This is a genomic window from Chryseobacterium defluvii (assembly GCF_003634775.1).
Lineage (GTDB): Bacteria > Bacteroidota > Bacteroidia > Flavobacteriales > Weeksellaceae > Chryseobacterium > Chryseobacterium defluvii.
In genome coordinates, this window is the sequence record NZ_RBXB01000001.1 from 719359 (window position 1) to 744929 (window position 25571).

Here is a 25571-nt window from a genome sequence, read left to right on the forward strand (position 1 = left end):
CTTCCAACGAAGTGCTTTTATTTTTAACTGATCAAAATCATAGCCCTATTAACCATTTACTTTTATAAATTAGTATAAAATTTAAGGAATTATGAGTTTTGGAATTGAGGCAGCAAGCTATTATGTGCCTTCTTTGTATTTGGAAATTAAGGATTTAGCAGAGGAAAGAGGAATTGACCCTGCAAAATTGGAAAAGGGATTAGGATTGCATAAAATGGGATTTCCTGATGTTCATGAAGATGCTGCCACATTTGCAGCGGAAGCATTGTTAAAATTGATAAACGACTATCAAATTCATCCAAAGGATATATCCAGGATTTATCTGGGAACAGAAAGTGCGCTCGATGCCGCAAAGCCTACTGCTTCTTATGTCATGCAAATGGTGGAAAAAGTATTAGAAAAAGAATTGGGAGCAAGATGCTTTAAAAATTGTGATGTAGTAGACATGACTTTTGCTTGTGTAGGCGCAGTGGATGCTCTTCATAATTCTCTGGATTTTGTCAGGGTAAACCCGGATAAAAAAGCGATTGTGATTGCCAGTGATTATGCAAAATACGAGTTGGCTTCTTCCGGAGAGTATACGCAAGGTGGAGGAGCTGTAGCTTTATTGATTTCTTCGCAGCCGGACCTATTGGAAATTGAAAACCATTGGGGAGTAGCCACAGAAAGTGTGTTTGATTTTTTCAAACCCAGGAGGCACTATAAAAAAGAAGAATTAATCAGCAGTCCTGAATCTTTCCCTGATAAAATAGAAATTTTTACAGATGAGCCGGTATTTGACGGTCAATATTCCAATCAATGCTATCAGGACCGGATAAGAGAAGCTTACCAGCATTATAAAGAAGTTTCTGGGAAAGATAAACCTTATGAGGCTTGGAAATACCTTATTTTCCATCTTCCTTATGCTTTTCATGGAAAAAGGGTTTTTACGGAAATTTACAGCTTAGAAAACGGCCTTTCCTATGAGACTCCTGATGAACAAAAAACAGTAGCTAAATCAGAAAATTACCTTCAATTTATTAATAATAAAATTGAAAAAACACAAAGAGCCTCTTCAGAGATTGGAAATATGTATACGGCTTCGGTTTTTATGGCTTTGCTTTCGGTATTACAAACTTCTTTTAACGAGAATGAAGAATTAGCCGGAGAAGAAATTGGGTTTTTAGGTTACGGAAGCGGTTCCAAATCAAAAGTTTTTGCCGGGAAAATTTCCGGAAACTGGAAAGATGTAGTTTCAAAATGGAACTTGTTTGAGAATTTAAAAAACAGGACAGCCATTAATTTTGAAACATATGAAAAGTTGCATAGAAAGCAATTGGATCAATCTGTTAATCAAAATTATAAAGGATTTGGATTACAATCTATAGAATTGTTTAATCCAGTTCTGAAAGGAGCGAGGTATTATGCTCATCAAAAATAAATTCTTAATCCTATTTAACATAAAAAAATACCTTTAATAAAGGTGTTTTTTTATGTTTGATTTTTCACAATTTATTGAGAAAAAAATTACGGTATATTAAGAAAAATAGTAAATTAGTAGGCAGAAAATTATTCAAAAAAACACAATTTTATGAAAAAAGTATTACTTATTGCAGGCATATTGCTTGCCAATTCTACTTTCGCACAGTTGTATACACAATCCGGAGCAATACAATCTACAACAAATTCATCTTCTGCTAATGTGGGTATAGGTACAGCCTCTCCACTAGCAAACCTGCATCTGGTTTCGGGTTTTTCTACTCCTGATCAAACGGGAGATCTGATTATAGGGAATGTTAATTATCCGAACTTAAGATTCGGGGTTAGCAATCAATATAGCTGGATTCAAAGTCATGCCGGATCTCCTTTGTATATTAATTATCTGGGAAACAATAATCTTATATTCAATCATACAGGAGGTAATGTAGGAATAGGCACTGAAGCCCCAAGTCAGAAATTAGATGTGCGAGGTAATATTTTAGCAGGTGCTAGTGATGCTACAGAAGGAATTAATGCTTTTGCTATCAGGTATGCTGACGGGTCATTAAGCAATTGGGGATCATTAAGAAGTTCTGCTGCCACCTATATGAGTTTTGGAGTAAAAGCAGATAATATAAATGGAGGATGGCTATCTAGTAATGGGACGTTAAATTTTGCTAAAGTAGCTATGACTATGGGGAATGAAGGATTTGATTTTTGGACATCTCCACAACAACAGATAGCTTTAAATTCTCCAGTTTCTATGACCCCGGCAGTAAAAATTACTACCAATGGTAATTTAGGAATAGGTACCATTTCACCAGCATATAAATTAGATGTTGTAGGTAATGCTCAGTTTCAGGATATTATAAGCGGTGGTTCTAACTCATGGATTTTCCATACTCCTGATGATGGAAGAAAAACTCTTCATATAGCTTATGGTTCACCAGGTGCATGGGGATGGGGGAAAGCTTTTGTTCTATCTGGAGATACGGGAAATGCCGCCTTACAAGGTAAATTTGAAGCAAAAGAAGTAAAAGTAACCCTTACCCCAACAGCAGATTTTGTATTTGAAGAAGATTATAGCTTACCAAAGCTCGAAGAGGTAGAAAAACACATCAAAGAGAAAAAACACCTTCCAGAAATCGCTTCGGCGAAAGTAATGGAAAAGGAAGGAGTGAATGTAGGAGAGTTTCAAATTAAATTATTGCAGAAGATAGAAGAGTTAACCCTTTATTCAATTGAACAGAACAAACAGATCAAAAAACTTCAAGAAGAAAATAAAAACTTACAGTTTCAGTTTGAGAAACTCAAAAAAATAGAGAAGCAATTGGAACAAATACTTTCAGAAAAAAAATAATGTGAAATTTTCATAAAATAAATCATAGAGCAGGAATTATCAGCTCTTATTGCTTTTCATGAATCACTTCCAGCTTTTCACCCATAATTTTAGTCACAAACATCGCAGCCACAACATCCCCAACCGCATTCAAAACGGTTGCCAAAGGATCAACCAGTGTACCGATAATCATTACCGCAGGAATAGCTTCTTGCGGTAATTTGTATACGGAGATCATCAGCATTTCTCCGATATAACCTCCGTTGGGGATTCCGCCGGCAACAATGCTCACAAAAACCGTAATTCCTAACGCTAATAAAAGATTGGATGGCTCAAAGAAATCCCTTCCGATAATTAAGAATGCTACATAAATTTTAATAATAGAGGACATGGAAGAGCCATTCTTATGCAATGTAGTTCCAATTGGGATCACCAAATTGGCGATAGAATTTGGAATACCGATTTTAGAGGCTGCCTGTAAATTAGAAGGCATAGTGGCAAAACTGCTGCACGTGCTCAACGCTGTAAGAGTAGGATAAATGGCGTTGGTCCAAAAGCTTTTCACTCCATTTTGTCCATTGGCCACAAAAGCATATAAAGAGAAAAATACCAGGAAATAAATAATTCCAGCAATGTAATAAAGCCCCAACGGCTTTCCATAAAATCCAAAAAGCTGAGGCCCTAAAGTCGCTACCTGATAGGCAAAATAAGCTCCCAAACCTATCGGAGCCAGCTTCATGATCAATAAAAGCAATTCCTTCATCACTTCATATCCCGAAGCAATAAAAATTCTGAACGGTTGTCCTTTTTCACCTGCTTTTCTGGCCGCAAAACCTGTTAAAAAAGCAAAAATCAGAAGAGCAAGCATATTTCTTCTTGAAAACAATTCTGTAAATTCTCCTACAGTGAAAAAGCTTACAATTCTGTTGCCCCAACTATCTTCAGTGGCTGTTTCCGTGATCACTTCAGAACTTCCGGAAATAGAAGACACCGGGAAAAGATAGATCACGCAGATCGTAAAAATAGCCGCAATTAAAATGAAAAGCAAAAAAGTAAAAGACATGGTAAGAATAATCCTTCCGAACTTTGATTGCTGTTCCAAAGAAGCAATCGAATTGGAAACTGCAAAAAACACCAAAGGAACAACACTTACGAAAAGCAGATTAAGGAAGATATCTCCAAGGGGTTTAATATAATCTACAACAGCAGGTGCTGCAATACCTATGATGCTTCCGATTGTAATTCCTAACAGCAACAATATAATTCCTGAGTAATTTTTCAATACCTCTTTCATGCAGGGCTTTTTATCAAAGATAGGTTTATTTTTAACATTCCGTTATATAATTTTTAGGCGTAAAATTTCTACATTTGAGTAAACATCGTTGATATGGCTTATATCGATTATTATAAAATTTTGGGCGTAGACAAGAACGCCACCCAGGATGACATTAAAAAAGCCTACCGAAAACTTGCCAGAAAATTACATCCCGATCTTAATCCCGATGATAAGGAGGCTGAAAAAAAATTCAAAGAACTTAATGAAGCCAATGAGGTATTGAGTAATCCTGAAAACCGCGCCAAATATGATAAGTATGGAGAACACTGGAAGCATGGAGAGGAATATGAAAAGGCTCAACAACAGCAAAAACAGTATCAGCGACAAGATTATGGAGGTTTTTCAGGAACTGATTTTGGCGAGGGAGAAGACTTTTCAGACTTCTTCCAAAGCATGTTTGGCGGGGCAGGTAGTTTCAGAAAAAGTTCCCGTGGGAGCGCATCCGGAAAATTCAAAGGACAGGATATGCATGCCGAACTGAATTTACATTTAAGGGATGCTGCCAAAACCCATCCGCAGACTTTTGAAATTAACGGTAAAAAAGTAAGAATCACCATTCCTGCGGGAGTATATGACGGGCAGCAGATCAAATTGAAAGGACATGGAAATCCCGGCTTTAACGGAGGCCCAAACGGAGACTTGTATATCACCTTTAATATTCCGGTAGATCCGGATTTTGAAAGGGTAGGAGATGACCTGAAAACAAAAGTAACAATTGATCTGTATACAGCTGTTTTAGGAGGAGATGTAAAGGTAAATACACTGGACGGAAGCGTCAGCCTTAAAGTAAAGCCTGAAACCCAGAACGGAACCACCGTACGATTGAAAGGAAAAGGATTTCCCGTATATAAAAAAGAAGGGCAGTTTGGCGATTTATTTGTAACCTATGATATCAAATTGCCTACCCATCTCACAGACAAGCAGAAAGAACTTTTTGAACAACTTAAAAATTCCTGAGCCATGAGTGAAAGAATATCACGAGAAGAACTCGTAAAAATATACAATATAGAAATCACTTTCTTTGATGAGCTCGTAGACTTTGGCCTGCTGAATGTACAGAATGAAAATGATATCTTGTATATAAGTTATGAAGATCTGCCTGCTTTTGAAAGATTTACCAATTGGTATTATGATCTGGAAATTAATCTACCAGGTTTGGAAGTGATCCATGATATGCTTCAAAAAATAGAAGATCTGAAGAGAGAAAATCGTGAGCTGATGAAGAAACTTTCCGCAATAAGTGAGAAGTATGAAAATATTTAGTTTAGCTTTGTAGACTTTTTAAAGCAAAATTAATATAGAATGAGTGAAGAAAAAGTAATCAGATTAAAGCCTAGCAGAAAAGATTTCGAAGAAGTTTATTTTAATGGCACTCAGGGGAGCTTGTTTTTCTCACCCACTACAAAGGGAAAGACCATTACAACTATAATCGTTGGGATCATTCTGTTGATTTTACTTTTTTTGAAAGATACATTAAACAAAGAAAACGTCGGGATTTTATATTTTGTAAGTTTTTTATTTCTCCTTTGCGTTGTTTTTCTTTCAGTAAGTATTAATAATATAGCCAGGTGGAAAAAAGGAGTGGAGGCGTATTTAAAGTCCCTTGAAAGGTGCAGCATATATGAAATACGCTTCAATAATGAATTTTTCAAGGTTAATATCGATCATCAGGAAGAAAATAATCTATGGAAAGATTTTGTAACGGCAGATATTAATGATGATTATATTTCATTAGACGGAAAGCACAGCTATATGTTTCCAAGGAAATCCATGAGTAAAGAAGAGTATAGCTTACTTACAAAATCAATACGGCAAAATATTGATCAGCAATAAAAAAATCAGAGCAACTGGCTCTGATTTTCTATTTTATTTTAGTCCAACCAACCCATTTCCTTCATCCATTCATCATTGTAGACCTTCGCCACATATCTTGAACCATGATCATGCAGTAAAACAACAATTACGTCATCTTTGGTAAACTGATCCTTCATCTGGATCAGGGAAGCGATAGCGCTTCCTGCAGAATAGCCACAGAAAATTCCTTCTTCTTTAGCCAACTTTCTCGCATAAATAGCCCCGTCTTTATCGGTAACCTTTTCAAAATGGTCAATAACAGACATATCATAGTTTTCAGGAATGATGTCCTCACCGATTCCTTCCGTGATATAGGTATATGCGTGATCGTAATGAAGCTCACCCGTTTCATGGAATTCCTTCAAAATAGAACCGTAAGTGTCCACCCCAATTACTTTGATATTTGGATTTTTCTCCTTGAAAAACATCCCGCATCCTGTAATGGTGCCTCCCGTTCCTGCTCCTACTACAAAGTGAGTTAGCTTTCCGTCAGTTTGTTCCCAGATCTCAGGCGCTGTGGATTCATAATGAGCTGTTCTGTTGGATAAATTATCGTATTGATTAACGTACCATCCGTTTTCAGTTTCTTTGGCCAGTCTTTTGGAAACTGAATAATAGGAGCGCGGGTCTGTAGGTTTTACATCCGTTGGACATACAATCACCTCAGCGCCTACGGCACGAAGAATATCACATTTTTCTTTAGATTGTTTGGAGTTGGTTACAAAAATACATTTATAACCTTTGATAATGGCTGCAAGTGCCAATCCCATTCCTGTATTGCCTGAAGTCCCCTCAATAATGGTTCCTCCCGGTTTCAATCTGCCATCTTTTTCAGCATCTTCGATCATTTTAAGAGCCATTCTGTCTTTCACCGAGTTTCCTGGATTGAAAGTCTCTACTTTGGCTAAAACTAATGCCGGAAAATCTTCCCCTAAAACTTTATTTAGCTTTACTAATGGGGTGTTTCCTATAGTTTCAAGAATATTTTTTGCGTATTTCATAATCGATTTTATAAGCGGTGCAAAGATACAGCTTTAAAATTAGAATTTAAATAAGATCAATGGTGAAAGGTGAATAGTCAATTAATGCGAATAGACAAAAATTCACCATTCACATTAATTATATTTAATCGCTTTCACCGGTGAAATCTTACTGATCAGGTAGCTCGGAATAATCAGGGCCAATGCGGAAATGATCAGAATTCCGGCTGAAATGGAAATAATAGCAACCGGGTCTAAATCCACAGGAACTGTACTTACGTAATAATTTTCGGGGTTCAGTTTAATGATACCGAAAAATTTCTGCAGTAAAATTAATCCAAGGCCAATAACATTTCCATATAAAAGCCCGGGAATCATAATGATAAGAGTATAATTAATGAAAGTTGCCCTAATCTGGGAGTTGCTCGCTCCTAAAGTTTTAAGCAAACCTATGGAATTGGTTCTCTCAATAATAAGAATAAGAAGAACCATAATAATATTGATAATCACCACAATCAGCATAATGATAATGATTAAGGCAATATTGGTGTCAAAAATACTGATCCAGTCGGTGATCTGTGGAAATTTTTCGGTGGCTTTCTCTGCATAGTTTTTATATCCGATCTGTTTTTCAATTTCAGGGAAATCCCTGTCGATATCATTTACATTTTTCAGGAAAATGTCAATTCCTCCTACTTCATCCGGTTTCATATCCTGAATTTTTCTTACATGATTGATCCCGCCGATAACAAACTGATCATCAATCATTTTAATATCCGTTCTGTAAATCCCCACTACTTCAAATTTCCTGTATATAGGTTTCTGATCCGCTTTTGAGAACACGGTGACAATACTGTCTTTTACTTGTAAGTGAAGATCATTTGCTATTTTTTGTGAAATAGTGACTCCATGATTGTATCCCACCTCAGTTACCTTAGGAGTAGTCCCGGAAATCAGGAATTTTTTAAATCTTAAACTGTCAAAATCTTTCCCGACTCCCTTAAAAATAATCCCGGCAAAATTATGCTCATTACGCATAATTCCTGTAATCATAGCATATTTCTGAATGCTTGCCACATCAGGAAGCTCTTTGATTTTTTGAATATTCAAGCCCTGATTGTCGAGAACCGAAGTATTGTAAGAAGAGTTGGATCTTGTAGATTTCACGGTAATGTGGCCGCTAAAATCCGCCAGTCTTTCCTTGATGGCCTTCTTTGATCCGAAACCTGTGGAAACCGTAATCAGAGAAACAATAATCCCTAAAGCAACAGAAAGTCTGCCGATGAAGATGATAACCCTTGAAAGGTTATTTTTGTTATCTTTGGAAAATGCTATTTTTCTAGAGAAATATAAAGGAAATTTCAAGCTTATGAATTTAGATTTCAAAATTAAAAATTTACTTTTTATTTGCCTAATTTTTTTAGGAGTATTCAACCAATATTATTCTCAGGCTCAATATAAAGACTGTTTCAAAACCGGTGCAGACAGACCGGAATTGTATCTGCCTTTATTAAAAGATAAAACAATCGGAGTGGTGACCAATCAAACTGGATTGATGAGTGACAGGACTCATCTTGTAGATTTTCTGGTTAAGAATAACATCAGGATAAAATCCATCTTTGCTCCGGAACATGGCTTCAGAGGAAATGCCGATGCCGGGGAAACGGTAAAGAATGGAGTTGATGCCAAAACCGGAATTCCTATTGTTTCCTTATATGGGAATAATAAAAAGCCCACACCGGAACAACTTAAAGGTCTTGATATAGTCGTTTTTGATATTCAGGATGTAGGAGTGAGATTCTATACTTATATTTCCACATTGACCTATCTAATGGAAGCGGGCGCTGAAAATGGTGTAGAGATCATAGTTCTGGACCGCCCAAATCCACACGACGGGTATACAGACGGGCCGGTTTTAAAGCAGAAGTGGACCAGTTTTGTAGGCATGCATGAAGTCCCGGTAGTATATGGTTTAACAATCGGGGAGTACGGAAAAATGGTCAACGGAGAGAAATGGCTGAAGAATGGAGTACAGGCAAAATACACCTTGATTCCTATGCTGAATTATCATAAGAAACAGCGTTACACGATCCTGGACAAGCCATCTCCAAACTTACCTAATGATAAATCAATCAATTTATATCCCAGTTTATGTTTTTTTGAAGGAACCCAGGTTTCTGCAGGAAGGGGAACAGATATTCCTTTTCAGGTATATGGGTCCCCATGGACCAAAGACTTACCCTATCAATTCACGCCGAAACCTAACTTCGGAGCAAAAGATCCATTCCTAAACGGAAAATTATGCTATGGTGAAAATCTCTCCAACTATCCTGTAGATTTGCGTGAACTTAATCTTGAATGGGTTATTAAAGCATATAAAAATTATAAAAACCCCAATCAGGATTTTTTCCTGAAAAACCTATGGTTTGATACATTAGCAGGGACAGACGAATTAAGAAAACAAATTATTGCCGGACAATCGGTTGCAGATATTAAAGCATCCTGGAAGCCGGGTTTGAATAGTTTTGAAATGATCAGGACCAAATATATTGTATACGAAGATTAATCAAAGTTTTGAGGCGGATTATTATCGTTTTTGCCTTTGTTTAAGATCACAAGTCCGATAGATAGGCCAATAACCCCTGCCAAAGCAGTTAATATCGCTCTTTGCAATTTGTCCGGAAGGTCATTCCCTATGTAATTCATTAAAAAAAGTATGACAAAAGTAATGATCGAAATGATGATATGGTTTTTTCCGAATAGTTTCATTTTATTTTAGTTTATAAGAAATCATTACCCCTCCTCTGTACGGGAGAATTTCTCCACTTCTGTTCCAGCCCTTTGCATCATCATACCTGATAAAACTATCAGGCGGAACACTTTCATATCCGTGATAGAAACCTTGTGAGGTTCCTCCTCCTAAATAAATATCAATATTCCACCGTTCCTTCCATTGGAACTGATAACCTACCGTGGCTCCAGCCATAATATTAAATCCGCGCTGGAATTTTTCCGTCCCACGGTAATTCCATTTGGTAAGGTCAAATAAACCAAAACCTGTATTGATACCTACATACCAGTGTTTAAACGCCTCATTAAAATAATATCTTCCTTCCAGGTGTCCCATATAAACCTGCATATGGTTTCCTGAAAATGATTTCCATGGGGAAATAAGGACATCGCCCTGTAATGTATATTTTTTGCTTAACTGTTTTTCTAAGCCTACATTGACAACTCCTATCGGAGCCAGTAAAGCATTTCCTTTTATATACAAGCTCTTTTCTTCCTGAGCCTTTACATTTCCCAATAAAAATAAAGCAAAAAAGCTGGTAAGAAATTGATACTTCAGCATAAGTATTATTGAATTTGTTGTAATAGCTTTTCCGAAAGACTTGCGTCCTTATTGGCTTGTAAAGCTAATTTTTTTGACATTTCAGCGTATGTTATGGCCATTTCCTTATTTCCTGTAAGGAAATACAGCCTGGCCAGGATATAAGTGTTTTCAGAAGTTTCACCTCTCATGACAGATTTTTCAGCCCATTCAACAGCTTTTTTAAGAGATGAAGGAGTTTTTATGTGCTCTGAAAACACCCATGCTGCTTTTAATAAATCATTAGAATCAAAGGAATCCGAATTTTTATAATATTCAAGTGCTGCTTTCTCATATTCCGCAAAATTGGCATTTTGCTCATAAAAATTAAGCTTCGTCTGGTTTAATTTTATTGTAGCATCATACTCTCCAATTAAAGGCACTGCTTTTTTCAGAAAATAGTCATCATTGATCTTCTTATTTTTTTCATCAATAGACTCTTCCATAATTTTAGATAACATTAATTGATCATCAAATTGTTTATAGGTATCTGCCGGCAGGTATTTAATGATTTCCTCTTTTCTGGAAGTGAATATTTTATAATTGGGATCGTCTACGGATTTTAAAAAGAATAATAAATAACCCACATCATCTTTAGTGAATTCATCTGTTTTCTTTTTATTTTCAAAGTATCTTTCAGATGCCTTTTTGGCAAACTCAAAGTCAGAAGTGGAAGTAAGTTTCATGACATTGATCAGGAATTCCGGATCTTTCTCTCCCTGTGCAAAACGTTCTTTCAAAGAACCTTTTTTATTGTTGGGAGCATTAACGTCCTGTGCCATAGAAAGGAACAGGCTTTCCTCCATATATCCGTAATTTTGGGAGATCAACTCACCGTTACCATTCAGAAAAAGATAAGTAGGATAGGAGCGTACCGCATATTTGGCAGCAATATCCCTCCCTTCTCCTTTTTCCATATCAAATCGGGCATTCACAAAATTAGTATTGAAATAATCTCCTACGGATTTTTTGGTGAAAATATTCTTTTCCATCATTTTACACGGACCGCACCATGAAGCATAAGCATCAATGAAAATTAATTTTTTTTCTTTCTTAGCTTTAGCTATAAGGTCTTTAAATGGTAAATCCTGGAAATGGATGGCTTCCTGAGCAAAAAGTACAATGGATAGGAAAATAAATAATCCGGAGATAATCTTCTTCATTTTTCTATTAAATTTCTAGGCGAAGATAATTATTTTTACCGTACAAGTATCTTAATAAAAAGCTAAAAAAGTTTAAAGTGTGCATAGATGAAACTCATAGAATAAATCAGGACAATTATTCTATGAGTTTTCAAATGCAAAGAAAGTAACCAAAATTATTTAATGAGAAATAGTTTTTTCCATTTAGCAACAGTATTCCTGCTGAGATGAAAATGTTTTGCCAGTTGTATATTATTAAGCTGATGTTCTTTCTGATGATCCAGGATTTTTAAAATGGTGGTTTTATCATAGGAACGGCATTTTTGATTGAAGACAAAGCTTTCCTGATTTTCCCCGAATACCAGATTGTTGATGCTGATTATATCCAGGGTAGATAAATGTTGTTTTTTGAGAATATGCATGCATTGCATCCTTTTTTCAGGATACTTTCGGGTAATAATATCATCATAGATACGGTGATAATCTGGAGATACTACTTCTGGTATTTGTCTATCCATTTATAAAGGGTTGTTTTAGGAATTTTGTAATCATCAATTATTTGTAGTTTTGTTTTTTCACCGGTCTCAATGAGTTCCAGCATAAATTCTATCACTTCTTTGGTGTATATTTTTTTTCTGAACTGTGGAAGACTGGTTTTATGCAGGCGAGAGGCAGAATTATTATTCGAACTTGGGGGAGCAAATAAAATCAGATGTTGGGAATAGAGTCTGAAAAAATCATATTCCAGTAATTTGCTCCATTTTAACAGGGTATCCGTATCGAGGCTTTTAGCCTGATAAACCTGCTCAATATCTTTTGCACTGCATTTGAAAAAATTGCAAATACGGACCAAGTCTATCTCACATTCAATACATCGCTGCTGAATCAATAATCCTATGTGAATGTCTTTAAAACGCATAATCGTATATCTTTTTTCATCTATGCGAATATATCAGGTTCAGGGTTATTTTACGAGAAATTGAATACAACTTAGATACATCATTATGCATCAAATGAGTTTTACATGTATTCCTGAATTAGGATTGGTTATTCTAAGCTTTTAAGGAAAAAGTATATATCGGTATCAGAAGGAATATTCAGCTTTTTTCTTAATCTGTTCTTTTTGGTCTGTACAGAGCGATGCTGCATAAACCTGTAATCTGCAATTTCCTTAGATGAGAATCCAAGCCAGATCATAGCAGAAAATTCCAATTCAGATTTAGTGAGATTAGGGTTGATTTTTATTAGTTTTTCATAGAGATCAGGATATACTTCCCGGAACCGCGTTAGAAATTCAGTATTGTTTTCTTTTGCCAATTGAACAATTTCATCAAAAGCATCGTTTACTTTCTTTTTTAAAACCCGGGTCTCTATTTCCTTTTGTTCAATAATCTCTTTTTTCTCTGCAATAAGCTTTTTTTTCTTTTGGTCTGCGCAGTACAGATATATAAAAATAAAAAGACAAATGCAGAGGCCAATCCCGGTATATATCCATAATTTCTGTATCGAATTATTGCTTTCTTCCTTCTTTTCTTCTTCAAGTTTTTTGATGGATTCGTCAACTCCTTTTACTTGTGCTCTTTCAATACTATCCTTTAAAAAAGTATACTTTTCAAGATATGTTTTTTGTTGTTCCGTACTGTCGAGTTTTTCATAAGTAATAGATAATTGCCTGTAAATGTTTGAATTATGGAGAGGGTTGTTGATCTTATTGATGGTCATTGATTTCTTTAAAGACTTCAAAGCATCCGTATATTGTTTTTTTTCATTATAATAATATCCGTAATAATAATATATTACCGAGACATCGTAAGAAGTTGTTTTTTCATTTAACAAAAGCAGAGCTTTGTCCAGATATATTTTCGCAGAATCCAGGTTCCGTTCATACTCGATATAATGCCGGGCTATATTGGATGTATTAAATGGGGTAGGATATAACTTTTTTGATTTTTGAAGATAAATCAGTGCAGAATCTTTTTGATGGGTTACATATAATAAACTGGAACGGGTACTATATATATACGTTAAAAATTTCCTTTTTGTAAGGGGATCGTTTATTTTCAATCCATAAAAAATGGCTTTAGCATTATTTTTTAATGCAAGCTCATATAAATTCAGAGGATAATAAGTCTGGGAATATTCCTGATAAATTTTCGAGATAGTATAATCATCTGCTCCATATTCTTTTATAAGCTTTTCGGCAATATTAAGGGTTTCTATACTTTTTCTAAAATTTCCCGACCGCCAGTAATAGTTGCTTAAATTGGCAAGAGCCCATATTTCACCTTTATGATAATTCTGCTTTTTGGCTTGCGCCATAAGCTTTGTATTCCAGGCGATCATTTCCTCACGGGATTTGGTTTTTTGAAGCTTCTTATTCTCTGTTATCAACAAGGAATCAAATTCTTGGGGCGCAAGAATTTTTTGCGCAAATAGGGAATTGTACAGTGAAATAAAGAAAAAACACCATGAAAATAATATATATTTCATCTGGAAATACTGTTATAACAAATATAAGAAAACAATAAGAAGAATGAGGCTGAGCCTCATTCCAAGTAAAAATAAAAATGTATAGCTATGAAGTTACTGACCTAAAAAGACAAACATATTGACACTCATGCTTTGGGGACGGATATCAATAGGCTGTTGAGTTACTCCACCATTCATACTGTTGGTGGTAATGGTATGGTTGTGGGTATCTTGCCATAGTTCCGTAGGGCTCACATTATTATCTTGTAAGGTACCTGAACTATTTAGTGCTGCCAAAAACGATGTTGAGGGGCCGTTAGCTATTTGGGCTTGATTTGGGTTAGTTCCGTTTCTGATATCATAGTGAATATCAGGGCTCACACTATTGGTAGTACCACCAAGCTGCACATTAGGCAGCTGGTTCTGCGAAATCGTCTTTGTATTGCTGCTGCTGATGCTGCCTAGTGAGCTGCCGTTCTGAACCAGGTAAGAATTAGTGGCATTAGGCAGATTGGTACTGAAGCCAAGCGAAGAGGCTTTAGATTGCTGTGATGTTGTAAGTGTGCTGATAGATCTTCCGTCCAGTCTCACCCATCCATTGTGATCCGCTGTCAGAAAGCTGGACTTGATGTCTCCAATAACCGTATTTTCAAACGCCATCCATTGGGTACCGTTAAAATAATAATAACCGGTTTTACTTATGTTAGCGGTTTTAGAAGTAAGCGGAACAGTGGGCATAACGGTAATATAAATAATAGATCCGGTTTGTGCTGTGGTATACACAGGATCTTTACTAATTAGTTGGTCTCCGGAGAGCCTGGGGGCTATCACACCGTCAATAGCCGAGGTGGTTGCCGGTTTTCCCGTAATATCCAGTGTCGCAAGTGGTGTCTGAGTATTAATGCCAACCTGAGAATATGCTTGATACCCTAAACATATGCAGGTAAAAAGAAGTAAATTTTTCATCCGTATAATTTTTTTTATTGTATTAATGTTTAATACAAATCTAATTTTTTGAAGAATATTAAGTATAAAAACCTGATACATCATAGATACATCACCCATCTTAACTGCTGATTATCAAGGCTAAGATGGGGTGTTATGTAATTCTTGTTTTTATCTTTAGGGTTTCCAGAAGCTCCATACACTTCCGTTGAAAACAGCAAGTTGTTTCGCAGTGGTGTCATACACCATCATGCCGGGAGCAGGATTGATAATAGCAAGGTGTGGGCTGGCTACTTTAGGCAAGATCATTGCTTTGTTGCTGTCCTCCAGGACTAAAATTCCCGGAACGGCAGAAGGAGTCCCGATGGATACTTTGGCTCCCGGTTTTTCTGTTAAAGGACTTTGCAGGGAAGTGTCTACAACACCTGTAGAATTTACGCTAAGGTCTTTCCATCCGGTTGCGTATTTTACTTTTACTTTTTTGTCGTTGGTATCGTATATTAAAGTTCCGTTTACAGCTCCTGTTACTGATGCTGCAGAATTTACCCAGGGTAAAATAATTCCCCTGTTTTCTGGCCCGAATTCTAAAGAAACAGAATTATTGGTTACAGTAGTTTTACCTATTGCTACTTGCGAAAATGCAAAAGTAGAGAATAGTAAAATGCCTGATATGATTAATTTATTCATTGTTAATGGGTTTAAAATTAAGTTCTTAAAAATTTTGACAAAAATTTCGGTCTTTGCCAAAGCAAAAATTCACAGCTTATTGAGGACAAGTTTGTGTGTTAAAGCATTTCCATCCTGTTCCGTCATAAATGCTTAAACAATCAAGGTTGGTATCATAGACCATCATTCCTTCTACCGGAGTAAGTGCATTTTTTTGCAGAGTAGTTAGCCTGTTTACTACAAAGCCTTTTGTTTTGGCTTCTAAAACCGTCCATGCGCCGTTTCTTACCATCGGCCAGTTCCCGTTATTAGCTCCGGCTCTTCCTAAAGCTGTGATTCCCTGTTTAGCAGGTAATGAAGTTCCTGTAGTGGTTGCCGGTTTGTAGCAAAAAAGCTGGCAAGATACAGATGCATTTTGTGAATCACCCACGCTTTGACCACCACCTGCGGCAATAGGAACTCCATTGGCTCCCACACAAGTAGTTCCGTTACAAAGATTAAGTAAAACAGCCTGATTATAAGTTCCGGAAGTAGGCGTTACCGCAGGATCCACTCCATTTCCGCCTTGCAGTGTCCCTCCCGCTGTTACCAACTGGGAATTTGTAATATTGGCACCGCCTTCTAAGGCATCGGGACAGCCGTCATTATCACTGTCTAAATCCAAAGAATTGGGCAGGCCATCTCCATCGGTATCACAGGTTACTTTTAAATCTTCGGAACCAATCGCAATATTGTAAACATATGATCCGAAGTCGGTGTCTCCTAAATTAGACCAGGTTCCCGTAAGAGGTGTACTTGAGGAAAATGCAATCGTATAAGGGATAGCATCAGGGATAAAATCAGATGTGTTATGGTACATGAAATAGAATACTCCATCATCTACCGCCATATCTACTAATTGAAAAGTATAGCCACCACTTGTGATGGTATAGGTTCTATTGATAACGGTACCCATCAAAGTCCATGCGGTGGTTACCGGGTTGGGTGAACTGTATATTGTAATCACTTCGCCCACTCTTTTCCAGTGATAAAAAATACCGTTGTCATAGGCTAAATTTTTGAAGCCGGTTCCTAAGTTGGCGCTGCCTAAATTGGTAAAATTTCCAGCGATAATATCGGTGGTATACAGAAGATTTCCTGCGACATCTACCGTATAATACTTACTGTCATCATACGCAAGATTGGTGATACTTCCTGCAATATTTGTGGTTTTATAATAAGCACCAAGTGGATTTACACTACAGTTAATTACCGGGCAGACAAATGTAGAGCCAATCCCGTCTAATTGTTTGTAAAGGTCTAAAAAGTTAGTAGATGAAAATTCATTGGGATCATATAGATGGTACACCGGATGATTGGTGATGGAAGGACATTCTACCGTGTCCAGTATCCCGTCATTATCATCATCCAGGTCTGTGGAATTGGCGATTCCGTCTCCATCGGTATCCTGTGCCTGCAGACTGTTTACACTAAAACTAAAGATCAGGAAAGTGTAAAATAAGAGTAATTTAATTTTATTCATCATTTTTTTTAATTTGTTTAGCAATAATTTATGTTTGTGTTTTAGAATGATTCAAGATTTATATTTCAGTGATCATAAAACAGCCTGTATTGGTTCTGTTCAGTATGATCAGATAGCATTCTTCATGGTGAACTGACTAGATTCGCCCATTATTATACTCCAAAAAAATTGCTGTTTTTTGATTGAGTGGGGTGGTTTGTAACGTCTGTGTGGAAACCCGGAGGTGCAAGAGCATAAGAAAAATCCGTAATGTTTCTGTTATCACTTTTGTTTGTCTTAAGGATACCTCCTGCCATTAACAAGGCAGAAGGTGTAACAGTTCCGATAGTTTTGAGAATGATTGTTGATGTTGAAGAATTGACCATCGAACTATGCAAAATACCTGTACATCCGGATGGGGGCTGTACATTTGTTGCCGTACTCATTAAAAGACAGAGTAAACCCAAGAAATTTTCTTCCATCATTGTGTTTTTTATGTGTTTTTGTGTTTTTTCAATCAATTAATCAATCAAGATCAAATAGATCATATCCTAAAAAATACCTATCATTATAAGCATATCATTTTTATTTAGTTGCCCTGTTTGTATATGATATTGTTATAGCTATTTTAATTTAAATTTTCGAATTTTTCCTTACTTTAAACCCTACTTGTGCGATAATGAAGAAAGGAAAATAAAATGTAACTAATAATAATTTTTTCATCATTTGGTTATGGCAATGGTTTACAAATAACATAGCAAAAAGAAAGTCATTTGTTATTTAAACTGAATGTATTTTGTTGTTACTCTAAATTCTTTTACCACTTGTCTTATTTTTCAGCAAATATATAATAGCCTAAAAATAAACCCCTAAAAACACATACATCATAGATACATCATTCTATTTTTTCACCAATACATGGGCTCTTTTCTGAAGAAAACAATTCTCTTTGAGACAGAAGGCTGCTTTGATATTAAAAAAAATAAAACGGATATTCTGCGGTTAGCATCCAAATAAAAATGCCATCATGTAGTTTGAAAATAGTATGATGGGAATAAAAAAATGTAAATTTTGATTTAGAATTTAAATAGGAAGTGTACTGACGATAAATTTGTATTCTGATCTGCCGGCTCACACATTTTGTATTTTGCAGATGATTTCCATAGAATCAAATGGAGGAAAAGTATTATAATATAAATAAAAAAACCACCTTTAATAAGGTGGTTTGTGGTTTCTCCAGGAATCGAACCAGGGACACATGGATTTTCAATCCATTGCTCTACCAACTGAGCTAAGAAACCATTGTTTTTTAATGTGGGTGCAAAACTAAGAGTTTTTTTTATAGTATGCAAGTTTTTTTATGCTTAGAGAAAAAAATATGCATGAATCAAGGCATCTCCGGTATCGTAGACTGTTTTTTTAATTCTTTATGCTGGAAGAGCTATTGAAAGATTATAAAAAAAACCGCCTTTGTTAAGGCGGTTTGTGGTTTCTCCAGGAATCGAACCAGGGACACATGGATTTTCAATCCATTGCTCTACCAACTGAGCTAAGAAACCATTACTTCGTTGTTTTAAAGTGATGCAAAAGTAGTAACTTTTAGCATATGAAGCAAGTATTAACAAATCTTTTTTCCGGACAAAGTAAAAACTTACTGATTTTCAGCCGGATTATTTTCCTGTTCTTTCCTGATATGCTCGCTCATTTCCTCTAAAACAGGTTTTATCGTGCTTTCAGGAAGGTCACTGATACGGATATACATCAGGCCATCTATTGCATCATTGAAATTAGGGTCTACATTGAATGCAATTACCTTTGCATTTTGTTTGATATATTTTTTAATCAGAACAGGTAACCTGAGCTCCGGTTCAAGATCGTCGATAATTTTATCCAGCTTATTAAGGTCAGATTCCATTTCATCGAAGAATAAATTCTTGTCACGGTCTCTGAGCTTTACTTTATACTCATTTTTAGGAGTGATATATTGCGCTACTGCCGAATCATAATAATTGGAACGCATGAATTCAATCATCAATGATTTGGAGAATTCCGAAAATTTATTGGAAATACTTACACCGCCCATTAAGAATTTATGGTCCGGATTTCTAAGGCATACATGAACAATTCCGCGCCATAAAAGAAAAAGAGGAAGCGGTTTTTGCTGATATTCCTGACAAATATAAGCACGCCCCATCTCAATTACTTTTTTAAAGAACGGATGGATATCCTGTTCAAATTCAAAAAGAGAACTGGTATAAAATCCTTTTATGCCATATTTCTTCATGACTTCTTTCCCTAAAGCCATCCTGTATGCTCCTACCAATCTTTCCTCAGCATTATCCCAAAGAAAAAGATGGTGATAATGTTTATCATACTCATCAAGGTCAAAAGGAAGATTACTTCCTTCACCTACTGCACGGAACGTCAGTTCTCTTTGTCGCCCGATTTCCCTCATAATGGATGGAATCTCTTCGTAGGCAGTAAAGTAGACCTCATAATTTCCGTTACTGAAGAACATCTTGTCAGTACCTTTCAGCTTACTGATGTCTTTAAGAATATCTTCTTTTGGGGTTTCATCAATAATATTCTGAACAATATTTTCCTCTTTAAGCAAAGGGAATTTTATGGATAGGTTTTGAAGGTTGATACTTTGGGCAAGAGACTTTCTTTTTTCATAGTAAGATTTCATCATGTACACCTTACGTTTTAAGAACTCTCCTAATTCTTCAACGGTTTCCATATCATCCATTGCTTTTACAGCGATAGGTCTTCCGATTCTGATACGGATGGGCTTCTCCCTTTCATTCATCATTTCTGCGGGAAGCATCAGGGTCTGTAAATTAGGATGAAGTTTGGCCACCTGGTAAAACAGGCGGCTGTTTTTAGCATGAAAGTACATAGGGACTACCGGAACCTTGGCTATTTTAATCAGCTTAAGAGCCGGCTTCTCCCATTCTTTATCTAGAATTTCCCCGTAGGGGTTATTTTTATTAGAAACTTCGCCCGCCGGAAAAATGCCCACACAACCTCCATTCTGTAAATGTTTCAATGTCTCACGCATTCCCGAAGAGCTGCTGTAAGCATCTTTTCTGTTTTCGAAAGGATTCACGGAGATAACGTACGGCTCCATAGGCTTTATCTTTTCCAGGAGGAAATTACCCATTACCTTAAAATCCGGACGTACTTCCGATAGGATTTTGCACATTAATATTCCATCAATCGCACCAAGCGGATGATTGGAAACAAGAATAAAAGGTCCTGTTTTTGGGATTTTGGCTAAGTCTTCCTCAAAAGCGATATAACTTAGATTTCTTTCTCTCACAAATGAGTCGAAAAAGTCTTTGCCTTCCTTATCTTTAAGTTTGTTGTACAGCTTATTTACTTCATTAATCTTGGCAATACTCATCACGGCAGAAGCAACAGGGTTCTTTAAGAACCCGATTTTGCCCAAACCGGAAGCTTTGATCAGATCATTTTTCGAAATTAAACTCATGTGTGTTAAGTCGCTATTAGTTTTATTGTGTTACCATTTGAAGTGTATTTTTTGAAATTTGCTCCAATAATACACTTTTTTGCTGGTAAAATTTATCAATCTTATCTATCTTCGCATTCCTTACGGTAAATAAAGACACATTTTTCACGACTTCAGTTTTAAATATTTTCTGAAGTTCTTCATTAAGCTCATCTACAGTATTGAATTTATCTTCCAAACATAAAGCTAATGAAATTGCAGAATTCTGCATGAGGGAAACTTTGATTTTATATTTTGATAAATATCCGAAAATTAAACTCATATGATCTTCCGCGATGAAAGAGAAATCTCTGGTAGAGATTTTCAGTAAAGTCTGATGCTCCTTTAAAATATAGGATTCTTCACTTTGATTTTGGTCTGAAGCTCCCACTTTAGTTCCTTCTTTAGTAGGATCCACAAAAGATTTTACATAAAATGGAATATTTTTTTGTTGTAAGGGTTGTAACGTTTTCGGGTGGATCACACTTGCACCATAGTAAGCCATTTCAATAGCTTCTTCGTAAGAAATATGGGAAAGAAGCGTAACATCTTTGAATTTTCTCGGGTCACCTGTCATTACCCCAGGAACATCTTTCCAGATCGTCATAGCGTCTGCATTCAGGCAGTATGCAAAAATTGCGGCAGAGTAGTCGGAGCCCTCTCTTCCTAAAGTTACCGTAAAGTTGTTTTCATCAGAGCCGATGAAACCTTGCGTTACATAGCAGATTTCCGGATTCAGGGTTGAGATGAATTCTTCTGTTTTTGACCAGTCTACCACACCTTCTCTGTAGGAATTATCCGTTTTCACATAATCTCTTGCATCCAGCCATTGATTGGTGAACTGTATTTCATTCAGGTATTCGCTTACAATTTTAGTGGAAATCATTTCTCCGCAGCTTACCACCTGATCATATACAAAATTATAATTAGGAGACTTGTTTCTTCTTAAAAAAGAATCAATATCATCGAAAAATACATTGATTTCCGCAAAAACAGGGTGATCTTCAGGGAATAAGCCTTCTGCAATTTCGATGTGTTTCTGTTTTATATTTTCAATTTCAGTTTGATAGTTATCCTTCTTGAAATAAAGTTCTACAACCTTTTCCAATTCATTAGTGGTCTTTCCCATTGCCGATATTACCAGCAGACATTTAGAAAAACCCTGGCTTTTTAAAACCATTGATACATTTTTGACACTTTCGGCATCTCTCACGGATGCCCCACCAAACTTGAAAATTTTCATTAAATTATTAAAAATAAAATTGTTAGATAATAAAATATTTGAGTTTTTTACGGAGGTCAAAATTATAAATTTACAATGAGATATGAAAGTGGGTAATCACTGCGAAGGGACAAAGCTTGAATTATAGTCTTAAAATTATGGAACTTTTGAGAAATTTCGCACCCGGATATATAAAAAGGGGACCCAATTATTGGATGAAACTGTAAAGAAAATGCCGGATTGGATGGTATGATGCTGAAAAACAGCGTGTAACGTCTTTGATGATAAAATTTTCTTACTATGATAAATTTTACGAAATTTGGGAAAACATAAAAAATAGAATATGTCAGATCAATCATTACAGACTTTAGGAGAATTTATTATTGACAAACAAGATGATTTTCAGTATTCAACAGGGGAGCTTTCCCGTCTTCTAAGTGCTATAAGGTTGGCTTCAAAAGTGGTAAACAGAGAAGTAAATAAGGCAGGTATTGCTGATATTACCGGAGTAGCAGGTAACCAAAACATTCAGGGGGAGGAACAGCAGAAGCTTGATGTTCTGGCTAACGATATTTTTATTACGGCATTATCGCAAAGAGAAGTGGTATGTGGAATTGCTTCGGAAGAGAATGATGATTTCATTGATATTAAGTGTGGTGATAACGGACACTTAAGCAAATATGTGGTGCTTATAGATCCTCTGGATGGCTCCTCTAATATTGATGTGAATGTTTCTGTAGGAACAATTTTCTCTATTTACAGAAGAGTCAGTGAGCCGGGAACTCCTGTTCAGCTGGAAGATTTCTTACAAAAAGGCATCAATCAGGTTGCTGCGGGATATGTGATTTATGGTTCTTCCACGATGATCGTTTATACAACAGGAAACGGAGTGAACGGATTTACACTGGATCCGTCTCTTGGAACTTATTACCTTTCTCATCCGAACCTTAAATTTCCCAAGAATGGTAAAATCTATTCCATCAATGAAGGGAACTATATTAAATTCCCTCAAGGGGTTAAAAACTATCTTAAATATTGCCAGATGGAAGAAGGGGACCGTCCTTATACATCAAGATATATTGGTTCTCTGGTAGCGGATTTTCATAGAAATATGCTGAAAGGAGGAATTTATATTTATCCATCTTATTCACAGGCTCCCAACGGGAAACTGAGATTGTTATATGAGTGTAATCCAATGGCATTCCTTGCGGAACAGGCGGGCGGAAAAGCAACGGATGGTTTCAGAAGAATTCTGGAAGTTGAGCCTACCGAACTTCATCAAAGGATTCCTTTTTTCTGCGGAAGTACCGAAATGGTGGAGAAGGCGGAAGAGTTTATGCGAATTGACAGTGTAAAATAATGACGGCAAAATATTTCAGATATTTATTACAATTCAAACGCCCGAGTGGAACATCTCGAGGCGTTTTGTATAAAAAGGAAACCTTTATTCTTGAAATTTCGGAAAACGATAAAAAGGGAATAGGTGAATGCGCAATTTTCAGAGGGTTAAGCTTTGACGACAGGCCGGATTATGAAGAAAAGCTGCAATGGCTTTGTGAAAATATTCAACAAGATACTGAATATTTAAAAGGGGAATTGAAAGCATTTCCTTCCATTTGGTTCGGATATGAACAGGCTGTTTTAAATCTAAAGCACGGTGATAATCTTTATCTTCCAAGTCAGTTTACAAAAGGAGACACCCCAATTATCATCAATGGTTTGATCTGGATGGGAGATATCGGCTATATGGAAGAGCAAATTCAGGATAAGCTGGACCAGGGGTTTCATTGCATCAAGTTAAAAATTGGAGTTGACTGGGAATCTGAACATGATATTCTTCAAAAGCTGAGAAAGAAGTTTTCAAAAGAGAAGCTGGAATTGCGAGTAGATGCCAATGGCGGATTTGTTACTGATGAAGCAAAGGTTGTTTTACAGCAGCTTGCAGACTTGCAGATTCATTCTATTGAACAGCCTATTAAAGCGGGAAACTGGAAAGATATGGCTGAATTGTGTGCGCAAAGTCCAACTCCCATTGCTTTGGATGAAGAACTAATCGGTATCATTGAATTACCTGAAAAGAAGGAACTTTTGCAAACCATAAAGCCACAATATATAATATTGAAACCATCCCTTGTGGGTGGCTTCACAGGCTCTGACGAATGGATATCCCTTGCTGAAGAACTGGGGATAAAGTGGTGGATTACTTCCGCATTGGAAAGTAATATAGGATTAAACGCCATTGCCCAATATACCTATACTAAGAACAATAATATGCCTCAGGGTTTAGGAACCGGCGGGCTATTCACTAATAACTTTCACAGTGAATTAGAATTGCAAGGCGAAGAACTTTTTTTTAAAAATAGTAGTTTTAAAATCGATAGGTTTTAGTTTTTTGTTATTACTCAGTTTAATTAAATCACGTCTTTTACGAAAATTGTTTTCTTGATATATGTCAATATATGAGAAAACGTTTTTTTTACTTTTTCCATGATAAAAAATTTTGTATTTCCCTATGTAAAGAGTTACAATCTTTATGCCACTTTGCCATACTGATTTTAACTTTAACACACACTTAAATTAATTAAACTTTAATTAATAATTTGTTAGGAAATAATTGTGAATAGGTTTTCGTTGTTTTTTAATCGGTTGGTTATTAGGTTTCTATCTATTCCATTCAGGTTTTGAAAAATATCTTCTTGAACCTGTGAGCTCGACAGGTATCCCCAATGGTTTCCCACATCAAACTTTAAAGTATTCAGTAAGTCATCTTCAATAAATGTACAGTCAATAATAGAAACAATATCTTTTAAATGGTCAATGCTGCTTGGTCCGTTCTTTCCCAGCCGGGGAGTAAGAATATTCTTGGTAAACTGCGAAATTCCTAAAATAGCATCCTTCCTGTTCAGATAAATAGAAACTCTGTTGGCCAGCAAAGGAAGTTTATTGAAAGAGTCCTCCGAGTCATCAAACACTTTATAGGAAACATCTGCATTCAGCAAAAGCACCTGATCGATAACTCTTACAATGTTTTCCCTTTTAAGGCTATATAACATACTCTGTAGCACCCTGTTTCCCATTGAATGGGCCATCATATGAATTCTCTGGTTGCACGGGGCAAGAACCTTATGGGAAAAAATATCCTTTAAAAATTGAGTGTAAAAGTAAAACAGCCTCATTAAAGAATTTCCCGAATTAATGCTTGCTGCCTTATCATCAAAATACGTTAACGGAACAATGCTGCTGGAAGCCGGCCAGCTGACAAACAGGATGTGCTCAACCGGGGATTCCGGATTATCAATAAATAGTTTTTTAAGATCAATGATTGCTTTCAGCTCATCATCAAAATCATAGGCGTATCCATGAATAAATATTAGAACATCGCTTCTTAACTTAGTGGAAGACATGTTCTTATAAAGCTCATAAAACATTCTTTGGGTCCCTCCTAAATTATTAGCAGTTAAGCCGGATTTCTGCTTGTTTCTTTCATTCAGCAAAACCTCCAGAACGTCTTCATAGCCTTGTTTTTCCGGTTCTGAAAAGAGTTTGTAATTTATAATGTTCCGGTTGGTATAATTTTTTTTCTTTTTGAATTGTGCAGTCGGTTCCTTGTATCCTTCAAAATCACATTTTGCGATCCTGAAGTTAGGAATTGAATATTCATCATTGGAAAATGAATCTACCGTTTCGCCTTTATGACGAACGATTTTCCTATTGCTGAGTATATAGACAGCCATGTTATCAGTTTAGAGTCGGGTTTGGTTTTAGTTTGCCTAAATTT

The 25571-nt window shown here is 36.2% G+C and carries 24 protein-coding genes and 2 tRNA genes; 8 read left to right on the plus strand and 18 right to left on the minus strand.

Features of this window, described 5'->3' with window-relative positions; genetic code table 11:
• Positions 1–91 precede the first annotated feature (91 nt).
• Positions 92–1420 carry a hydroxymethylglutaryl-CoA synthase family protein gene (locus BCF58_RS03425; RefSeq protein ID WP_121460384.1) on the plus strand — a complete coding sequence of 443 codons (1329 nt, stop codon included), beginning with the start codon at positions 92–94 and terminating at the stop codon, positions 1418–1420.
• Positions 1421–1570: 150 nt separating this feature from the next.
• Entirely contained in the window at positions 1571–2818 is a 1248-nt protein-coding gene (locus BCF58_RS17560; protein WP_228434723.1) for a hypothetical protein, read from the plus strand.
• Between the two features lie 46 nt (positions 2819–2864).
• On the opposite strand, the gene BCF58_RS03435 is transcribed toward BCF58_RS17560, so the two are convergent.
• Entirely contained in the window at positions 2865–4091 is a 1227-nt protein-coding gene (locus tag BCF58_RS03435; protein WP_121460385.1) for a dicarboxylate/amino acid:cation symporter, read from the minus strand.
• A 93-nt stretch (positions 4092–4184) separates the two neighbouring features.
• Between BCF58_RS03435 and BCF58_RS03440 the strand changes: the two genes are divergently transcribed.
• From BCF58_RS03440 to BCF58_RS03450, 3 genes are read left to right on the plus strand one after another with little or no spacing between them, the layout of a single operon-like run.
• On the plus strand, positions 4185–5090 hold the full coding sequence (locus BCF58_RS03440; protein WP_121460386.1) for a DnaJ C-terminal domain-containing protein: 906 nt from the start codon (positions 4185–4187) through the stop codon (positions 5088–5090).
• Between the two features lie 3 nt (positions 5091–5093).
• Positions 5094–5396, plus strand: a complete 303-nt coding sequence (locus BCF58_RS03445) for a chaperone modulator CbpM (RefSeq protein WP_121460387.1) — start codon at positions 5094–5096, stop codon at positions 5394–5396.
• 39 nt (positions 5397–5435) lie between these two features.
• The gene (locus tag BCF58_RS03450) at positions 5436–5966 is read left to right on the plus strand and encodes a hypothetical protein (RefSeq protein WP_121460388.1); all 531 of its coding nucleotides are present in this window, start codon (positions 5436–5438) and stop codon (positions 5964–5966) included.
• Positions 5967–6004: 38 nt separating this feature from the next.
• Here BCF58_RS03450 and BCF58_RS03455 read toward each other — a convergent pair whose 3' ends face one another.
• Both BCF58_RS03455 and BCF58_RS03460 read right to left on the minus strand, forming a co-directional pair.
• Positions 6005–6988 (minus strand): PLP-dependent cysteine synthase family protein, encoded by a 984-nt coding sequence (locus BCF58_RS03455; RefSeq protein WP_121460389.1) that lies wholly within the window; start codon positions 6986–6988, stop codon positions 6005–6007.
• Positions 6989–7102: 114 nt separating this feature from the next.
• Positions 7103–8332 carry an ABC transporter permease gene (locus BCF58_RS03460; protein ID WP_121460390.1) on the minus strand — a complete coding sequence of 410 codons (1230 nt, stop codon included), beginning with the start codon at positions 8330–8332 and terminating at the stop codon, positions 7103–7105.
• Between the two features lie 4 nt (positions 8333–8336).
• Here BCF58_RS03460 and BCF58_RS03465 point away from each other — a divergent pair, with 4 nt between their 5' ends.
• Positions 8337–9533 carry an exo-beta-N-acetylmuramidase NamZ family protein gene (locus tag BCF58_RS03465; RefSeq protein ID WP_121461035.1) on the plus strand — a complete coding sequence of 399 codons (1197 nt, stop codon included), beginning with the start codon at positions 8337–8339 and terminating at the stop codon, positions 9531–9533.
• On the opposite strand, the gene BCF58_RS03470 is transcribed toward BCF58_RS03465, so the two are convergent.
• The 14 genes from BCF58_RS03470 to BCF58_RS03535 form a co-directional block, all read right to left on the minus strand.
• A complete protein-coding gene (locus BCF58_RS03470) occupies positions 9530–9736 on the minus strand; it encodes a hypothetical protein (protein WP_121460391.1) in 207 nt (68 codons plus the stop codon). The two genes, BCF58_RS03465 and BCF58_RS03470, sit on opposite strands and share 4 nt — an antisense overlap.
• A gap of 1 nt (position 9737) precedes the next feature.
• The gene (locus tag BCF58_RS03475) at positions 9738–10319 is read right to left on the minus strand and encodes a DUF3575 domain-containing protein (RefSeq protein WP_121460392.1); all 582 of its coding nucleotides are present in this window, start codon (positions 10317–10319) and stop codon (positions 9738–9740) included.
• A 5-nt stretch (positions 10320–10324) separates the two neighbouring features.
• Positions 10325–11500 (minus strand): thioredoxin family protein, encoded by a 1176-nt coding sequence (locus BCF58_RS03480; RefSeq protein WP_121460393.1) that lies wholly within the window; start codon positions 11498–11500, stop codon positions 10325–10327.
• A gap of 155 nt (positions 11501–11655) precedes the next feature.
• Positions 11656–11997 carry a helix-turn-helix domain-containing protein gene (locus BCF58_RS03485; RefSeq protein WP_121460394.1) on the minus strand — a complete coding sequence of 114 codons (342 nt, stop codon included), beginning with the start codon at positions 11995–11997 and terminating at the stop codon, positions 11656–11658.
• Positions 11973–12398 (minus strand): transposase, encoded by a 426-nt coding sequence (locus tag BCF58_RS03490; protein ID WP_121460395.1) that lies wholly within the window; start codon positions 12396–12398, stop codon positions 11973–11975. The genes BCF58_RS03485 and BCF58_RS03490 overlap by 25 nt, the downstream gene beginning before the upstream one ends.
• 128 nt (positions 12399–12526) lie before the next feature.
• A complete protein-coding gene (locus BCF58_RS03495; RefSeq protein ID WP_121460396.1) occupies positions 12527–13969 on the minus strand; it encodes a helix-turn-helix transcriptional regulator in 1443 nt (480 codons plus the stop codon).
• A 93-nt stretch (positions 13970–14062) separates the two neighbouring features.
• Positions 14063–14914 (minus strand): hypothetical protein, encoded by an 852-nt coding sequence (locus BCF58_RS03500; protein WP_121460397.1) that lies wholly within the window; start codon positions 14912–14914, stop codon positions 14063–14065.
• Between the two features lie 156 nt (positions 14915–15070).
• The gene (locus BCF58_RS03505; RefSeq protein WP_121460398.1) at positions 15071–15580 is read right to left on the minus strand and encodes a hypothetical protein; all 510 of its coding nucleotides are present in this window, start codon (positions 15578–15580) and stop codon (positions 15071–15073) included.
• A 76-nt stretch (positions 15581–15656) separates the two neighbouring features.
• On the minus strand, positions 15657–17084 hold the full coding sequence (locus BCF58_RS03510) for a thrombospondin type 3 repeat-containing protein (protein ID WP_121460399.1): 1428 nt from the start codon (positions 17082–17084) through the stop codon (positions 15657–15659).
• A gap of 149 nt (positions 17085–17233) precedes the next feature.
• Positions 17234–17545 carry a hypothetical protein gene (locus BCF58_RS03515; protein WP_147462013.1) on the minus strand — a complete coding sequence of 104 codons (312 nt, stop codon included), beginning with the start codon at positions 17543–17545 and terminating at the stop codon, positions 17234–17236.
• 743 nt (positions 17546–18288) lie between these two features.
• Positions 18289–18361: transfer RNA gene (locus BCF58_RS03520), tRNA-Phe, on the minus strand.
• Between the two features lie 185 nt (positions 18362–18546).
• Positions 18547–18619: transfer RNA gene (locus BCF58_RS03525), tRNA-Phe, on the minus strand.
• 92 nt (positions 18620–18711) lie between these two features.
• On the minus strand, positions 18712–20553 hold the full coding sequence (locus BCF58_RS03530; protein ID WP_121460401.1) for a lysophospholipid acyltransferase family protein: 1842 nt from the start codon (positions 20551–20553) through the stop codon (positions 18712–18714).
• Positions 20554–20575: 22 nt separating this feature from the next.
• The gene (locus tag BCF58_RS03535) at positions 20576–21814 is read right to left on the minus strand and encodes an aspartate kinase (RefSeq protein ID WP_121460402.1); all 1239 of its coding nucleotides are present in this window, start codon (positions 21812–21814) and stop codon (positions 20576–20578) included.
• A gap of 322 nt (positions 21815–22136) precedes the next feature.
• Here BCF58_RS03535 and fbp point away from each other — a divergent pair, with 322 nt between their 5' ends.
• Complete coding sequence (gene fbp / locus BCF58_RS03540; RefSeq protein ID WP_121460403.1) at positions 22137–23153, plus strand: class 1 fructose-bisphosphatase; 1017 nt, start codon at positions 22137–22139, stop codon at positions 23151–23153.
• Entirely contained in the window at positions 23153–24181 is a 1029-nt protein-coding gene (locus BCF58_RS03545; RefSeq protein ID WP_121460404.1) for an o-succinylbenzoate synthase, read from the plus strand. The genes fbp and BCF58_RS03545 overlap by 1 nt, the downstream gene beginning before the upstream one ends.
• Before the next feature lie 215 nt (positions 24182–24396).
• Here BCF58_RS03545 and BCF58_RS03550 read toward each other — a convergent pair whose 3' ends face one another.
• Positions 24397–25527: an alpha/beta hydrolase gene (locus BCF58_RS03550; protein ID WP_121460405.1), complete on the minus strand. Its 1131-nt coding sequence runs from the start codon at positions 25525–25527 to the stop codon at positions 24397–24399.
• Positions 25528–25571: the final 44 nt, after the last annotated feature.

Excerpts from the sequence above, each read along its gene's own strand:
- BCF58_RS03535 (WP_121460402.1), bottom strand. The coding sequence starts at position 21,814 with ATGAAAATTTTCAAGTTTGGTGGGGCATCCGTGAGAGATGCCGAAAGT.
- BCF58_RS17560 (WP_228434723.1), top strand. The coding sequence starts at position 1,571 with ATGAAAAAAGTATTACTTATTGCAGGCATATTGCTTGCCAATTCTACT.
- BCF58_RS03425 (WP_121460384.1), top strand. The coding sequence starts at position 92 with ATGAGTTTTGGAATTGAGGCAGCAAGCTATTATGTGCCTTCTTTGTAT.
- BCF58_RS03435 (WP_121460385.1), bottom strand. The coding sequence starts at position 4,091 with ATGAAAGAGGTATTGAAAAATTACTCAGGAATTATATTGTTGCTGTTA.
- BCF58_RS03490 (WP_121460395.1), bottom strand. The coding sequence starts at position 12,398 with ATGCGTTTTAAAGACATTCACATAGGATTATTGATTCAGCAGCGATGT.
- BCF58_RS03465 (WP_121461035.1), top strand. The coding sequence starts at position 8,337 with ATGAATTTAGATTTCAAAATTAAAAATTTACTTTTTATTTGCCTAATT.
- BCF58_RS03515 (WP_147462013.1), bottom strand. The coding sequence starts at position 17,545 with ATGATGGAAGAAAATTTCTTGGGTTTACTCTGTCTTTTAATGAGTACG.
- BCF58_RS03470 (WP_121460391.1), bottom strand. The coding sequence starts at position 9,736 with ATGAAACTATTCGGAAAAAACCATATCATCATTTCGATCATTACTTTT.
- BCF58_RS03480 (WP_121460393.1), bottom strand. The coding sequence starts at position 11,500 with ATGAAGAAGATTATCTCCGGATTATTTATTTTCCTATCCATTGTACTT.
- BCF58_RS03510 (WP_121460399.1), bottom strand. The coding sequence starts at position 17,084 with ATGATGAATAAAATTAAATTACTCTTATTTTACACTTTCCTGATCTTT.
- BCF58_RS03530 (WP_121460401.1), bottom strand. The coding sequence starts at position 20,553 with ATGAGTTTAATTTCGAAAAATGATCTGATCAAAGCTTCCGGTTTGGGC.
- BCF58_RS03485 (WP_121460394.1), bottom strand. The coding sequence starts at position 11,997 with ATGGATAGACAAATACCAGAAGTAGTATCTCCAGATTATCACCGTATC.
- BCF58_RS03445 (WP_121460387.1), top strand. The coding sequence starts at position 5,094 with ATGAGTGAAAGAATATCACGAGAAGAACTCGTAAAAATATACAATATA.
- BCF58_RS03550 (WP_121460405.1), bottom strand. The coding sequence starts at position 25,527 with ATGGCTGTCTATATACTCAGCAATAGGAAAATCGTTCGTCATAAAGGC.
- BCF58_RS03440 (WP_121460386.1), top strand. The coding sequence starts at position 4,185 with ATGGCTTATATCGATTATTATAAAATTTTGGGCGTAGACAAGAACGCC.
- BCF58_RS03500 (WP_121460397.1), bottom strand. The coding sequence starts at position 14,914 with ATGAAAAATTTACTTCTTTTTACCTGCATATGTTTAGGGTATCAAGCA.
- BCF58_RS03545 (WP_121460404.1), top strand. The coding sequence starts at position 23,153 with ATGACGGCAAAATATTTCAGATATTTATTACAATTCAAACGCCCGAGT.
- BCF58_RS03455 (WP_121460389.1), bottom strand. The coding sequence starts at position 6,988 with ATGAAATACGCAAAAAATATTCTTGAAACTATAGGAAACACCCCATTA.
- BCF58_RS03450 (WP_121460388.1), top strand. The coding sequence starts at position 5,436 with ATGAGTGAAGAAAAAGTAATCAGATTAAAGCCTAGCAGAAAAGATTTC.
- BCF58_RS03505 (WP_121460398.1), bottom strand. The coding sequence starts at position 15,580 with ATGAATAAATTAATCATATCAGGCATTTTACTATTCTCTACTTTTGCA.
- BCF58_RS03495 (WP_121460396.1), bottom strand. The coding sequence starts at position 13,969 with ATGAAATATATATTATTTTCATGGTGTTTTTTCTTTATTTCACTGTAC.
- fbp (WP_121460403.1), top strand. The coding sequence starts at position 22,137 with ATGTCAGATCAATCATTACAGACTTTAGGAGAATTTATTATTGACAAA.
- BCF58_RS03475 (WP_121460392.1), bottom strand. The coding sequence starts at position 10,319 with ATGCTGAAGTATCAATTTCTTACCAGCTTTTTTGCTTTATTTTTATTG.